This window comes from Aliidiomarina halalkaliphila (assembly GCF_007096385.1).
GTDB lineage: Bacteria > Pseudomonadota > Gammaproteobacteria > Enterobacterales > Alteromonadaceae > Aliidiomarina > Aliidiomarina halalkaliphila.
This window is the reverse complement of record NZ_VJWL01000001.1, coordinates 860,384-875,115: the sequence shown is the minus strand read 5'-3', so window position 1 is coordinate 875,115 and position 14,732 is coordinate 860,384. Positions and strand designations below refer to the sequence as shown.

Below are 14,732 nucleotides of genomic sequence, written 5' to 3'. Positions count from 1 at the left end.
CTACTTTCTAAGCAACACCTTCTGTATGTGTAGCGCATAAGCTCTCGTTCGGTCGCACATGACAATCGAGCGCGACCCGAAAGCGGCTTAAAAGTGCGCATATTTTAATCAATCAGAACGTATCTTTCCAGCGACGAATGCTGGCAAACACCTCTTCGGGTGTATTTAACGCGCGTTTTTCTTTTAATTCCGCTGCGTTACGCACGAAAGATTTTTCTACCCGTAAAAACGGATTCGTGGCCAGTTCCTCGGCCATACGCGACGGCAGGGAAACCTTGTTTTCCGAACGTAAACGCGCAACCTGTTGTGCGCGTTCATGAATTGCCTGATTTTCAGGCTCTACTGCTGCTGCAAAACGCAAATTAGCGGCAGTGTATTCGTGAGCACAATATACCTTTATTCTTGCCGGAAGTGCGGCTAGTTTTTGCAAAGATTGGTAAAACTGGGCGGGTTGCCCTTCAAACATGCGTCCGCACCCGGCAGCAAATAGGGTGTCACCACAGAATAAATGGGTGTCGTTATAAAACGCAATATGGTCGAGGGTATGCCCTGGGCATTCAAGCACGCGCAATTGCAAGCTACCGTTGAGCAGCTGAATTTCCTCGCCCTCACGCAATGGGTGCGTTACGCTGTCAATCTGGGTGCTGTGAGGGCCATATACTGGGCAAGGGTATCGCTTCAGCAAATCCTGAACGCCGCCGGTGTGGTCCCAGTGGTGATGGGTGAGAAGGATGGCTTCGGGAACAAGGTTTTCTTGTTCTAGGTATGCAAACACCGGTACAGCATCACCGGGATCGACAATGATACAGGCACGAGTATCCTGCTCAGACTGGTGCTGGTCGATGACCCATATATAATTGTCTGTAAACGCGGGAACGGGATGGATTCGCATATCATTCCTTAACCAACTCAAGAATTCAGTACCAGTATAATGGGATTTTCTATGTGGTTAAAACCGGCGCGTATCGATAATGCGCCTAAAGCACCCAAGCACTGGCAAGAGATTCCACACGGTGGCTGGTGGCGGGATGCGCTGGCGCGCGCTTTAGAGCCCCATTGGGAAACCTTGTTTGGCCATTACATGTTGTCGCTCGGTCCGCTCAGTCATACCCTCCCTAATAGCTGCCGTATTCGTGAACAGTATCGGGTAGGGCCGGGCACCGCCGCTCATGTACATGCAAATTACAACGCGTTGCCTTTTAGCGAAAATACCGTTGATGCCGTACTTATGGCTCATGTGCTCGAATATGCATCGGACCCGCATAGTATTTTGCGTGAAGTAGATCGCGTATTACGCGCTGATGGACATGTGTTGCTCGCGTTAACGAACCCATGGAGTCCAACCACGTTTGCGCGTGTTTGGCCAGCTTGGCGTAAATCCCCGTTGTTAAATACACGTTTGTTTGGACCAGCGCGGGTAAGTGATTGGCTGAATCTTATGCATTACGAAGTAATTCATCAGGGCTATTTTGCTGCGGGTGCGCCAATCCCTGCAATCAATGATCCAGAAAAAGGCTGGGGCTGGTTGATGCGTCAATGGCCTAGCCTACAAGCGGGATATTACATGGTGGCTCGAAAACGGGAGTGGCCTATTACACCGGTACGATTAGGTGCGAGTAATCATCAAAAACAGCGGATTGCGCTCGGTGCGAGCGGTGTATCTACCCGCACTTCGGATTAAGTTAAGCCTGAGCCCAAGGGCTGATTAGCTTTCTTGTGCTAAGTAGCCGTTATCGGTATGGGTCGCTTGATGTGTAGCGGCGTCACGGGCAAGCACATCGCAGCGCTCATTTTCAATATCACCGGAGTGACCCTTCACCCAGTGCCACTGAATGCTGTGGCGCGCTTGAGCGGCATCGAGGCGCTGCCATAAATCAACATTCTTCACTGGTTTTTTCTGACTGGTTCTCCAACCTTTTTGTTTCCACCCTGCCAGCCAGCTTAAAATACCTTGGCGCACGTACTCGCTATCCGTATATAAATCGACGTTGCACGGGCGCGATAGGGTTTCTAAAGCCACCGCGGCGGCAAGGAGCTCCATGCGATTATTGGTCGTCAGTGCATAGCCTTTAGCCAATTCTTTGCGATGTTTGCCGTAGCGCATCACAATGCCATAGCCACCGGGTCCCGGATTACCCAGGCACGAACCGTCTGTATAGATCACCACTTCTTTTTTCTTAGTCATTTGTTCTGTATCGTGGATGCTTTAAGATAAGTGAATTCTTCGCGAGTATACGTGCCCGATGATAGCGGCACAAACTGAGCAGCGTAAAAAAATGGATCAGACACAAACAGAGCACCAACAAGACCCAAAAACCAAACGCCAAATAATTCTGGATACAGAAACCACCGGAATCGACCCGAGCAAGGGCCATCGTATTATCGAAATTGGTTGTGTAGAAATGATTGGGCGCAAACTCACGGGTAATCATTTTCATGTGTACCTGAACCCAGAGCGTCTGGTAGAAGAGGAGGCGATCCGCGTTCACGGAATCACCAACGAATTCCTGCAAGATAAGCCGGTGTTTGCTCAGGTGGTGGATGACTTTCTGGAGTATATTCGGGGCGCCGAACTGGTGATTCACAATGCCCCGTTCGATGTTGGCTTTTTGAATAACGAATTGGCACTGATTGGCTCGCATAAAGGGCGTATAGAAGACATCGCCACAGTGTTTGATACTTTGCCTTACGCTCGGGAGAAATTCCCCGGTCAGCGCAATAGCTTGGATGCGCTGTGTAAGCGATTTGACGTTGATAACGCCCATCGTACTTTGCACGGTGCATTGCTCGATGCTGAAATTTTGGCGGACGTGTACTTGATGATGACAGGGGGGCAACGCAAGCTATTTGTGCCGACCCAGAATCAAAAAGGCAGTGACCACGAAAAAGGCATTAAGCGCTTAGGGCAGGATCGTCTGCCGCTGCGCGTCGTTCAAGCAAGTGCCGCTGAACAAGCCGCCCATGACGCCTATTTGGCGGATATTAAAAAAGAAAGTGGTGTGCTTAAGTGGAGCGAACCGAAACACTAACGCAATCAGCTGGCGTAGCCACATGCAGTGGGAATTGCTGCAATTAGCAGCAAATTAAGATGCTAATTTGTGCGATTGGTTTTTTCCTGAGCAATCAGTCGCGAAAGTGTAAAAAAAGGGGTTGACTCCGCGCGGTCTGACTCGTATTATCCTCGCCGCGTTGAGGGGATGCCCGACAGGTATCACATCACGTTGATTGCAAGTCCCAGTGGAGCGGTAGTTCAGTTGGTTAGAATACCGGCCTGTCACGCCGGGGGTCGCGGGTTCGAGTCCCGTCCGCTCCGCCACTTTGCAAAAACGTACTCAACTAGATTTCAGGTCAGGAGCGGTAGTTCAGTTGGTTAGAATACCGGCCTGTCACGCCGGGGGTCGCGGGTTCGAGTCCCGTCCGCTCCGCCATTTTGCAGCCTTGCAAAATCGCCGACCTGATATCACATCGCCGCACGTGTCGAACTACCCGCTGCAGCGACATCTACAATGGAGCGGTAGTTCAGTTGGTTAGAATACCGGCCTGTCACGCCGGGGGTCGCGGGTTCGAGTCCCGTCCGCTCCGCCACTTCCCTCTCTAAATCTCTAAATCTCTAAATCTCTAAATCTCTAAATCTCTAAAAAAACACCTATAGATACACTTGGCTTTGCCATGGTGCATTTATGTTTTCTGTGTTCGGAAGGCGTATTTGAATCATCAGTTGTGCACTGTGCAACGAAAGAAAATTCATTGCGCAAGAATCCATTCCTTCTGTTGCAGCTCGGCGCTGGAAGGGGCACAATAATCGGCTCTATAAAAATCAATATAAATGAGCGGAGTTTATGACGGCAGCGTCCTTTGTCCACCTGCGTATACACAGCGATTTCTCAATGGTTGATGGCCTGCAGAAGGTGAAACCTTTGTGTCAGCATGTGGCAGATCTGGATATGCCCGCTATGGCTCTCACCGATGAAATGAATCTCTGTGGTTTAGTACGTTATTACCAAACCGCACGTAGTCTGGGTTTGAAGCCTATTATTGGTTGCGATTTCAATGTGCTCAGTGAAGACTTCGCCGACGAGCCATTCCGCCTGACCGCCTTGGCGATGAACGATACCGGCTATAAAAACCTCACTATTTTGATTTCCGAAGCCTATCTGCGCGGCCATCAGTTCGACAAACCCTGTATCGACCAAGCATGGTTAGCTGAGCATGGAGAAGGCTTGATTTTGTTGTCTGGGGCCAAGGATGGAGATATTGGGCGGGCGCTACTGCGCAATCAGCAGAAGCCGTTGGAACGTGCTTTGCAGTTCTACCAAACCCATTTTCAAGACCGTTTTTATCTTGAACTAGTGCGCACCGGGCGACCTAATGAAGAACGCTACTTGCACGGCGCGGTTACGTTAGCGCAGGAATATGAACTGCCGGTGGTGGCCACGAACGAAGTGGTTTTTATTAAACCTGAAGATTTTGAAGCCCATGAAATTCGCGTGGCGATTCATGATGGCTATACCCTCGCCGATACACGGCGGCCGCAAAAATACAGTGACCAGCAGTATTTGCGAACCACTGAAGAAATGCAGGCGCTTTTTGCCGATATTCCCGAAGCCTTAGCGAACACCGTTGAGATTGCCCGTCGCTGTAATGTGAGTGTGCGCTTAAACGAGTACTTCTTGCCCAGCTTCCCAACCGGCGGACTCACCGAGCAAGAATACTTAGTTAAGAAATCCCAAGAAGGGCTGGAAGCGCGACTTAACTTCTTATTTCCCGATCCTGAGGTACGATCCCAGCGCCGCGGTGAATATGATGAGCGGCTGCAGATCGAACTGGATGTGATCAACGAAATGGGGTTCCCAGGATACTTCTTGATCGTGATGGAGTTTATCCAATGGAGTAAAGATAACGGGATCCCCGTGGGGCCTGGGCGCGGATCCGGTGCCGGTTCATTGGTTGCTTATGCACTTAAAATTACCGATCTCGACCCTCTCGAATTTGATCTGCTCTTCGAGCGATTCCTGAACCCAGAGCGGGTCTCCATGCCAGATTTCGACGTCGATTTCTGTATGGACCGTCGTGACGAAGTGATTGACCATGTCGCGGAGCTATATGGTCGTGAAGCGGTCTCACAGATTATTACCTTTGGGACCATGGCCGCAAAAGCGGTGGTGCGTGATGTTGGTCGCGTTCTTGGGCACCCCTATGGCTTCGTGGATCGGATCTCCAAATTGATTCCTCCTACTCCGGGAATGACGCTAAAAGTGGCATTTGAAGAAGAGCCACGCTTGCAAGAGCTGTATGACGACGACAGTGAAGTAAAAGAAGTTATCGATATGGCTCGTCGTCTGGAAGGGGTGACGCGCAACGCTGGTAAGCATGCGGGTGGGGTGGTGATTGCCCCAACTAAAATTACCGACTTTACACCCCTTTATTGTGACTCGGAAGGGCGCTTTCCAGTCACCCAGTTTGATAAAAACGATGTGGAAACCGCTGGTTTAGTGAAGTTCGATTTCTTGGGATTGCGGACCCTAACCATTATCCAATGGGCGTTGGATATGGTGAATGCGCGTCGACGTCAAGTGAATCAAGATCCTATCTATATTGAATCGATCCCGCTTACCGATAAGCGCTGCTTTGATTTACTGAAAAAAGCCGACACCACTGCGGTGTTCCAGTTGGAATCTCGTGGCATGAAGGAGCTGATTAAGCGCCTGTTGCCCGATAGCTTCGAAGATATCATCGCATTGGTGGCATTATTCCGTCCGGGCCCATTGCAATCGGGCATGGTGGATAACTTTATCGACCGTAAACATGGCCGCGAGGAAATTTCTTATCCTGACTCCACTTGGCAACACGAAAGTTTACGGCCGATTCTTGAGCCGACTTACGGGGTTATTTTGTACCAAGAGCAGGTTATGCAGATTGCTCAGGTGATGGCAGGATATACACTCGGTGGCGCCGATTTGTTGCGGCGCGCCATGGGTAAGAAAAAGCCCGAAGAAATGGTCAAACAGCGGGAAGTTTTCCGTGAAGGGGCTGCGAAAAACAATATCGATCCTGAATTGGCAATGAAAATCTTCGATTTAGTAGAGAAGTTTGCCGGTTACGGCTTCAACAAATCGCACTCTGCCGCTTACGCGCTAGTGAGTTACCAAACGCTGTGGATGAAAGTGCATTATCCGGCGGAATTTATGGCGGCAGTGATGTCGGCGGATATGGACAATACCGATAAGATTGTGACGCTGGTAGACGAATGCGAACGCATGGGTCTGAAGATATTGCCACCAGACGTCAACGTAGGCCGTTACAAGTTCACTGTAGATGATGAGCAGCGCGTGGTATACGGGATTGGTGCCATTAAAGGCGTGGGTGAGGGACCCATAGAATCCATTATTGCGGCTCGCCAAGCGGGCGGGCCTTTTACTGATATTTTTGATTTCTGCTGCCGAGTCGATTTAAAGAAATTAAATCGTCGCGTAATGGAAAAGCTGATCAAAGCGGGTGCTATGGACTCACTTGGTCCACATCGGGCGGCTTTACTGGCAACGCTTGAGAAGGCGATGCGTCAGGCCGAGCAGCATGCACACGCAGAAGCCATGGGCCAAAACGACTTATTTGGGGTGTTAGCGTCGTCAAACGATAACCTCGAACACAAGTTTGAGCAGGTAACGCCTTGGCCAGAAGGGGTGTGGTTAGAAGGGGAACGAGAAACTCTCGGCTTGTACCTTACAGGGCATCCGCTGAACCGTTACCGCAAGGAACTGTCGAATTACACCACTGGTCGTCTCTGCGATATTGCCGATCGACGCAAAGCGGAAACCATGTCGGTAGCGGGCTTGGTACTTGACGTTCGTAGTATGATGAACAAAAAAGGCCAACGATGGGCTATTGTTACCTTAGACGACAAAAGTGCGCGAATTGATGTACGCTTATTTAATCAGGAATATGAGCGCTATGCGCCGCTGCTAGAAAAGGACCAGATTCTTTGGTTAAAAGGAGAGGTCCGCTTTGATTCTTTCAGCGGGGGCAATACAATGACCGTCAGTGAAATTATGACGCTGGAACAAGCACGTGCGCAATATGTTCGATCGTTGGACGTGTCTTTGGATTTACGTGGGGAAGAAACGCCCACCACAGCAGCGCTGATTGAAAAACTCCGGGATGCGCCCCGTGGTACATGCCCGGTCAGATTTTTTTGTGCGATCGATGGAGCGAGCGCGACGCTAGAGACAGGTGCCGAATGGTACGTTGAACCTGGCGATGACCTAATTTATCAATTACGGATTCAGTTGGGCGAGGAAAACGTACGACTGAACTTTGATTAACATCTGGAAGCACTGATGAATTTGAATTTTTTAGAGTTCGAACAACCAATTGCAGAGCTACAAGCGCAAATTGATGAGCTACGAGCCGTAGGTGCAAAGGGCGGCCTTGATATCGATCTCGAATCCGAAGTCAAACAGCTTCAGAAAAAGAAGCTGGAACTGACCGAGAAAATTTTCTCTGATCTTGGGGCATGGCAAGTGGCGCAATTAGCGCGTCATCCGTTGCGTCCCTATACCCTCGATTACATCGATCTTATTTTTACCGAGTTCGACGAACTTGCGGGTGATCGTGCGTTTGCGGATGACAAAGCTATTGTTGGCGGTATTGCCCGTTTAGACGGAATGCCGGTAATGGTTATTGGCCAGCAGAAAGGCCGGGAAACCAAAGAAAAGGTGCGCCGTAATTTCGGTATGCCGAAACCGGAAGGGTACCGCAAGGCCATGCGTTTAATGCAAATGGCAGAGCGCTTTAATATGCCTGTGGTCACCTTTATTGATACTCCAGGCGCGTATCCTGGCATCGGCGCGGAAGAACGCGGACAAAGTGAAGCCATTGCACGTAATCTCAAAGTGATGTCACGTTTGAAAGTGCCTACGGTCTGTACCGTGATTGGTGAAGGCGGCTCTGGTGGCGCCTTAGCAATTGGTGTTGGCGATCGGGTCAATATGTTGCAATACAGTACCTACTCGGTCATTTCACCGGAAGGCTGTGCGTCAATTTTGTGGAAAAGCGCGACTAAAGCAGAGTTGGCCGCTGAAGCGATGGGTGTAACGGCGCAACGTTCGCTAGAACTGGGACTGATTGATGAAATCATTCCTGAGCCATTAGGTGGCGCCCATCGAGACTATCAAGAAATTGCAGTACGGTTAAAGCGTCGTTTGATTGATGACCTAGAATCGTTGTCGGGTTTATCAAAAGACGAGTTACTGGAAAAACGTTACCGGAAACTTATGTCTTTTGGCTACTGTTAAACCTGAATCGACACAGCGGGAATCTGAGGTTCCCGAAGATTTATACCCTACCTTCGTTACGATGCTCGACTCGCTTGCTTTGCAAGCGGGTCAACAAATTGTTGTCGCCCTCGGCGGCGGTGCTGATTCTCAAAGTGTACTTGATTTAACCTTGCGCTATCGGCAAGCCCACCCTGAATTTCGCTACTTAGCCATTCATCTTGATCACTTCTTTCATCCCGATTCGCCGCAGTGGGCTGCATTTTTGCGGGAACACTGCGAGCAGGTGGGCATTGACGCCATTGTGGAGCCGCTGACAGTGCCTAGCGGTCCGCGACAAAGTAAAGAAGAGCAAGGGCGCAATGCGCGTTATAGACGCTTAGGCGAGCTTACAGAGCCGAATGCGGTGATCCTATTGGGGCAGCATCGTACCGACCAAGTAGAAACCTTCTTTTTGCAAATGAAGCGCGGATCAGGGCCGAAAGGGCTAGCAGCCATGGCACCTGTGGCCGCTATGCGCAACACTCAGCCAGAATCAGCGAGCAAGACCATTCGGAATGAACGTCGGTTAGTGCGTCCGTTGTTAGATGTTACTAAAGCGCAGATTTATGCCTATGCGCGAAGCCGTCAGGTGCCGTGGATTGAAGATGACACCAATACAGACACCGATATTGATCGGAATTTTATTCGCCACGAGGTGTTGCCGGTATTGGAACAACGTTGGCCAGCGATTCAGCACACAGTGGCGCGCTCAGCGAGCTTATGTGCCGAGCAGACGGCGTTATTGGAGCGGCTGTTAAGCGATCAACTGCGTGTTCGTCTTGAGCCTGAAGGCTTTCGCTTGCAACCAGACTGGTGGGATCTTGATGAGGCCTTACAGCGCGCGTTGCTGCGATCTTGGTTTGCACACAAAGCGCTAACGATGCCATCACAAGCTGTTCTGCATGAATTACAAACGCAAATACAACGGAGTAGCGGTGGGAAGCAGGTGAAAATCACCTGGTCGGGGGTAACCGTGTATCGGCAACGTAAGTGGCTTAAAGTAAAATTGGATAGGAATAACAAAGCGTTATAGAATCTCTGAAATACTCGCTTACACTTTACTTGCAGAACTTCACAAAATATCCTCAATTGTTGCGCTGACGCAAAGCTCCAAATTGCGGATAATGCTGTAATTACTTTCCTATACTAACAACGTTTTGCGCTAATAAAGGGATTCGCCACCATGGCATCAAAGATTACCCGACGTCTTTTACCGTTTCTTATCATCGTTGCTGCGATTTTGGTCGTGATTGTTCTTGTGATCACGCGCGCGGGGCCTGATCGGAGTCCTTCTGAGCGCTTGCCGGCTTTGGTCGATTATCAGTTAATTGAGCGGGAAACGGTGCGCTTTGAAGTGCCTAGTCAAGGCAATGTGAGTCCTCGTTTTGCTACACAAATTACCACAGAAGTGAGCGGGCGCGTCGCTTGGATGTCGCCGAAATTGGTGGCTGGCGGCTACTTCGACGCAGGCGAAGTGATGCTGCGCATCGAAGAGTTTGATTATGAAACCGCGTTGGAGGAAGCCAAAGCAAATGTCGCTCGTGCACAAGCATCGGTGGCAGAAGAGCGCGCCCGAGGGCAAGTTGCCGAGAGTGAGTGGCGCTCCATACAAGCTGGTGATATTCCTGAATTAGGGCTGCGTCGCCCTCAGTTGGCGAGCGAACTCGCTAATTTGCAAAGTGCGCAAGCCCGTTTGGCTCAAGCACAGCGCAATCTCGAGCGGACTCAAGTGCGGGCGCCCTTTGCTGGCGTGTTGCAAAGCCGCAATGTCAATTTGGGGCAATTTGTGTCGGTGAATGCCAACGTGGGTACCTTATTTGGTACAGATATCGCTGAAGTGCGTTTACCGCTGACGGATTTTGATCTCTCGATTTTGGATATTCCAGTGGCGAGCGAGGAGAGCTTTCCAGGCCCGCGCGTTCGCATTCGAGCGGAAGTTGCTGGCCGCACCTATGAATGGCTGGGCTCCTTGGTACGTACCGAGGGTGTCGTGGATATGGGCACCCGGGTGACCTTCGGCGTTGTTCAAATTGATGATCCCTATAATCGATCGGGTGATGTACATCCGGTGCCCCTTACTTTTGGTCGCTATGTTCGCGCCTTTGTCGAAGGCATTGAGATGAGTGATTTAGTTCGTCTTCCGCGTTACGCCATTAATTCAAACAATCAGGTTTGGGTCATTACCGATGAGCGCATTCTCGAACTGCGCAATATCGATGTTTTCCGTTTGGATCGTGATTATGCCTACGTGCGTGACGGCTTAGCGGAAGGAGAGCGTGTCATGCTCACCCAGCTCGATACACCACTTCCGGGTCACCGGGTTCGCATCACGGATGATATCGAGCCACGTGATCGCGAGATCGATACCGCCCAAGCTCAGAACCGGGGTGACGAATAATGGAGACCCGGGAAACAGGCATTATCGCGTGGTTTACGCGCAATCGGGTTGCCGCCAACCTATTGATGATTCTGATTATTGTGGCAGGAATCATTTCTGTATTTGCCATTCGAAAGCAAATCTTTCCCACCATTGATTTAAATACCATTACCGTGCGGGTGATTTATCCTGGTGCTGCGCCACAAGAAGTAGAGCAAGGGGTTATTATTCGCATTGAAGATGCCATCGATGAGGTTCAAGGAATTAAATCCATTCGCAGCTTAGCCCGAGAAGGCATGGGTACAGTCACTGTTGAAGTAGAGAGCGGCTACAGCGTACAGGAAGTGATGGATGAAGTTCGCATGAGCGTGGACGGTATCGCCAGCTTCCCGGCTCAAATAGAACCGCCTATGGTGTACCGTATGCGGCCACAACAACAAGTGATTTGGGTGTCGGTGTTTGGTGATATCGACGAGCGATCCCGTAAGAATCTGGCAAAATCGATACGTGATGACATCCGTTCACTGCCGGGGGTGACGCGGGCCACTGTGGTGGGCGCTCGTAACGATGAGATTGCGATTGAGATATCAGAATACAATTTGCGCCAGTTCGGCTTGTCGTTTCAAGACGTAGTGCAAGCTGTGCGTGGCACCTCAATAGATATTCCTGGAGGCACAATTCGTACTCCTAACGGCGATATTCTGTTGCGTGCGAAAGGTCAGGGCTATACCGGTCGCGACTTTGAGGACATTATCTTACTCCGCCGGGACGATGGCACCCGTGTGCGATTGGGTGACGTTGCCGTGGTGTCTGATGGTTTTGTGGAAAGTCGTTCTTTTGCCGAATTTGATGGTAGCCGTTCCACATTTGTTCGGGTGGACTCAGTGGGCGATCAAGATCAACTGGCGATTGCCCGTGTAGTGAAAGAATATGTGGATGCCCGCGTTCATACCATGCCACAGGGCGTGCATTTAGCACATTGGGGCGACTCCTCGTATTACCTGCAAGGACGTCTCGATTTAATGTTGAAAAACATGTATTTCGGGATTGCATTGGTGTTTATCGCCCTCACCTTATTTTTGCAATTACGCCTCGCATTCTGGGTCATGATCGGCTTGCCTGTGTGTTTCCTGGGCGCCTTGGCAATGATGAATCTGCCCATGTTTGATGTGTCGATCAATATGATCTCTCTATTTGGCTTTATCTTAGTGCTGGGGATCGTGGTGGATGATGCCATCATCATCGGTGAGAGCGCTTATTCGGAGATAGAAGAATACGGAAAGTCTGAAGATAACGTTATCCGAGGGGCAAAGCGTGTTGCGGTGCCTGCAACCTTTGGTGTGCTTACCACCATAGTGGCATTTTTACCCATGTTGTTTGTGGGTGGCACTATGTCGGCGATTTGGGAATCCATTGCCTATGTGGTGATCTTTTGTTTGATTTTCTCGCTGATCGAATCGAAGTGGATATTGCCGGCGCACATTAATGGTATGAAATACTCGAAAACTGCTGAGAGCAAACAAAACGCGTTTCAACGTTTTCGGAATAACTTCGCGGACGGCCTTAAACGCTTTGTACAAAAGCGCTACAAGCCCTTTGCAGAGCTCTGCATTCGTCATCGCTACACCACCATTTCTACCTTTATTGCGCTGATGATTTTGATGTTTGGCTTACTGGCCGGTGGTCATGTTCGCTTTGTCTTTTTCCCAAATATTCCAATCGACTTTGTACAAGCGAATTTAGAAATGCAGCCGGGCACGAATGAAACCCGGACCATTGAAAACTTGCGCACGATTCGAAACGTGCTGTTAGAAATGAATGACGAATATGAAGAGCGCTATGGCAGCCCGATGGTGCGTCACGTTAACGTCTTTTTAAACAGCCCAGAAACGGGCACGATTTTAGTGGAAATGGAAAAAGGGGAGCGCCGCGAAGTGGATGGTTTCGCGGTGATTAATCAGTGGCGAGAGCGGGTGCCTGAATTGGCAGGGGCACGCGACTTAAATTTCTCTGGAAGTATTGGCGGTGGTCCAGGCTATGATGTGGAGTTCCTTCTTAGCGGCACGAATCTTGACGAACTGTCTGGTGCCGCTCGCGACCTGCGCAGCGCCTTGAACGAGTATGGCGGCGTATTTGATATCTCTGATACCTTTGGCATTTCCCGTGAAGAAGTGCAACTGAGCCTACTTCCACAGGCCGATGCATTGGGCTTAACTTTGCAAGATGTCGCCACGCAAGTTCGGTTTGCTTTTTATGGCGCTGAGGCCCAACGTCTCCCCCGAAACGACGAAGAAGTACGGGTGATGGTGCGTTATCCCATCGCGGAACGACGTTCTATCGGTAACCTTGAAAACATGATGCTGCGCACAGCCGATGGTCGCGAAATTCCATTCCGGGAAGTGGCGTCGGCGAGCATGGGTGAGGGCTTTGGTACCATTAACCGCATCAATGGCGTACGCGCCGTAACAGTGCGGGCGCGCGTGGACAAAGATCGGGTTGAGCCTGGCGCTATTGTGCGCGATATTCGTGAAAATTATCTACCGAATATTCTCGAACAGTACCCTAATGTGCGCTTTGGTCTTGAAGGAGCCAGCTTGGATCAGCAACAAGCCATGCGTTCCTTAGGCTTAGGTGCACTTATCGCGCTGATCGGTATTTATGCGCTTATGGCCATTCCGTTGAAGTCGTATGGGCAACCGCTGATGATCATGTCGGTGATACCATTTGGGATTATCGGCGCGATCTTTGGGCACTTTGTATTAGGGATGCCCCTAAGCCTGTTGAGCTTGTTCGGTATTATTGCGCTGGCGGGGGTTGTGGTTAACGACAGCTTGATCCTGGTGGACTATGTGAATAAAACCAAGAATCAGTTTACTGATTTAAGGGAAGCGGTGGTAAATGCAGGTTGTGCCCGCTTTAGAGCCATTGTGCTTACCTCACTGACCACCTTTTTAGGACTCACACCTATTGTGCTAGAACGCTCGTTACAGGCACAAATGGTCATCCCTATGGCGGTATCCTTGGCGTTTGGTATTCTGTTTGCCACTGTGATTACCTTGCTGCTTATTCCGTGTTTGTATCTGGTGCAAAACGATATCAAACGGTACTTCGGTTTCGGCCGCCCGGAAGTGCTCAGTGCCGAGCAGCTTGCTAGCATGCAAACAGAAAATGGCAGTGTGACGCAACCACGCTAAATAAATGAAAGTTCGATGAAGAAAGGGGCATTGCCCCTTTTTTCTTATGGGAAAAAAGCTACACTAAGGCACAGCGTTGTTCAGGATGCTGAACCATTCAAAGGAAATATTTTCATGTTCACAATTCCCTTGCTCGACTTGATTGCCTTTCTCTGGTTTTTAGTGTGTTGGATTGGGTATTCACTTTTTGCGCGTCGTCGTGCCAAAACCCAACATTCCCTCTCAAGTATTTTGTGTACCTTACGGGTGGAGTGGATGGATGCAGTGGTTCATAAAGAACATCATATAGCCGATGCTGCGTTAGTCGGGAACGTTGAGCGCACGGTTACCTTCTTTGCCTCCTCGACGATATTTGTACTTGCCGGTGTACTTACGGTGATTGCATCGAACGACGCCTTTGTGCGCGTGCTCGAGCAGCTGCCATTTACCTATGAACAAAGCCATGGTTTAGTGCTTCTGAAGCTTGCTGGCATCGCCAGCATTATGGTGTTTGCGTTTTTTAAATTTACCTGGGCGGTACGGCAATTTGGTTTTGTGTCTATTTTGCTAGGCATGGCCCCGTCCATTTCCCGCCCTACCATAGAAAAAGCCCAGCGTGATGCCTTTTCCCTTAATGCCGCTAAAGTGCTCGATCAAGCAGGACATGAATATAATTACGGCTTACGCGCCTATTACTTTGCGCTAGCGTATCTATGTTGGTTTGTTTCACCTTGGGTACTTATTGCCTCAAGCATTATTGTGGTTGCGGTGTTGTATCGGCGCGAATACAACTCGCGGGTATTACGGGCGCTATTAGCCACCCATGGTTATGAGCCCGGACCGAAACAAAAAGGTGATTTATAAGGAGTG

The 14,732-nt window shown here is 50.0% G+C and carries 10 protein-coding genes and 3 tRNA genes; 11 read left to right on the top strand and 2 right to left on the bottom strand.

Annotated elements, in window-relative coordinates:
- Positions 1-112 precede the first annotated feature (112 nt).
- Positions 113-892: a hydroxyacylglutathione hydrolase gene (gloB, locus tag FM042_RS04030; RefSeq protein ID WP_143234573.1), complete on the bottom strand. Its 780-nt coding sequence runs from the start codon at positions 890-892 to the stop codon at positions 113-115.
- Between the two features lie 51 nt (positions 893-943).
- On the opposite strand from gloB, the gene FM042_RS04025 reads away from it, so the two are divergent.
- Positions 944-1,681 carry a class I SAM-dependent methyltransferase gene (locus tag FM042_RS04025; RefSeq protein WP_185960693.1) on the top strand — a complete coding sequence of 246 codons (738 nt, stop codon included), beginning with the start codon at positions 944-946 and terminating at the stop codon, positions 1,679-1,681.
- 24 nt (positions 1,682-1,705) lie between these two features.
- Here the strand turns inward: FM042_RS04025 and rnhA are convergent, their stop codons facing one another.
- Positions 1,706-2,185: a ribonuclease HI gene (gene rnhA / locus FM042_RS04020; protein WP_143234569.1), complete on the bottom strand. Its 480-nt coding sequence runs from the start codon at positions 2,183-2,185 to the stop codon at positions 1,706-1,708.
- A 91-nt stretch (positions 2,186-2,276) separates the two neighbouring features.
- Here rnhA and dnaQ point away from each other — a divergent pair, with 91 nt between their 5' ends.
- From dnaQ to FM042_RS03970, 10 genes are all read left to right on the top strand, one after another.
- The gene (gene dnaQ / locus FM042_RS04015) at positions 2,277-3,029 is read left to right on the top strand and encodes a DNA polymerase III subunit epsilon (protein ID WP_143234567.1); all 753 of its coding nucleotides are present in this window, start codon (positions 2,277-2,279) and stop codon (positions 3,027-3,029) included.
- A gap of 210 nt (positions 3,030-3,239) precedes the next feature.
- Positions 3,240-3,316: transfer RNA gene (locus FM042_RS04010), tRNA-Asp, on the top strand.
- Positions 3,317-3,351: 35 nt separating this feature from the next.
- A tRNA-Asp gene (locus FM042_RS04005) sits at positions 3,352-3,428 on the top strand.
- Positions 3,429-3,508: 80 nt separating this feature from the next.
- Positions 3,509-3,585, top strand: a tRNA-Asp gene (locus tag FM042_RS04000).
- A gap of 254 nt (positions 3,586-3,839) precedes the next feature.
- Positions 3,840-7,319 carry a DNA polymerase III subunit alpha gene (dnaE, locus tag FM042_RS03995; protein WP_143234565.1) on the top strand — a complete coding sequence of 1,160 codons (3,480 nt, stop codon included), beginning with the start codon at positions 3,840-3,842 and terminating at the stop codon, positions 7,317-7,319.
- A 15-nt stretch (positions 7,320-7,334) separates the two neighbouring features.
- Positions 7,335-8,291, top strand: coding sequence for an acetyl-CoA carboxylase carboxyl transferase subunit alpha (accA, locus tag FM042_RS03990; RefSeq protein WP_143234564.1), 957 nt, complete (start codon positions 7,335-7,337; stop codon positions 8,289-8,291).
- Positions 8,278-9,345 carry a tRNA lysidine(34) synthetase TilS gene (gene tilS, locus FM042_RS03985; RefSeq protein WP_143234562.1) on the top strand — a complete coding sequence of 356 codons (1,068 nt, stop codon included), beginning with the start codon at positions 8,278-8,280 and terminating at the stop codon, positions 9,343-9,345. The genes accA and tilS overlap by 14 nt, the downstream gene beginning before the upstream one ends.
- A 150-nt stretch (positions 9,346-9,495) precedes the next feature.
- Entirely contained in the window at positions 9,496-10,710 is a 1,215-nt protein-coding gene (locus FM042_RS03980; protein WP_143234559.1) for an efflux RND transporter periplasmic adaptor subunit, read from the top strand.
- On the top strand, positions 10,710-13,883 hold the full coding sequence (locus FM042_RS03975) for an efflux RND transporter permease subunit (RefSeq protein WP_185960692.1): 3,174 nt from the start codon (positions 10,710-10,712) through the stop codon (positions 13,881-13,883). The genes FM042_RS03980 and FM042_RS03975 overlap by 1 nt, the downstream gene beginning before the upstream one ends.
- 114 nt (positions 13,884-13,997) lie before the next feature.
- Positions 13,998-14,726, top strand: a complete 729-nt coding sequence (locus FM042_RS03970) for a DUF599 domain-containing protein (protein ID WP_143234555.1) — start codon at positions 13,998-14,000, stop codon at positions 14,724-14,726.
- Positions 14,727-14,732: the final 6 nt, after the last annotated feature.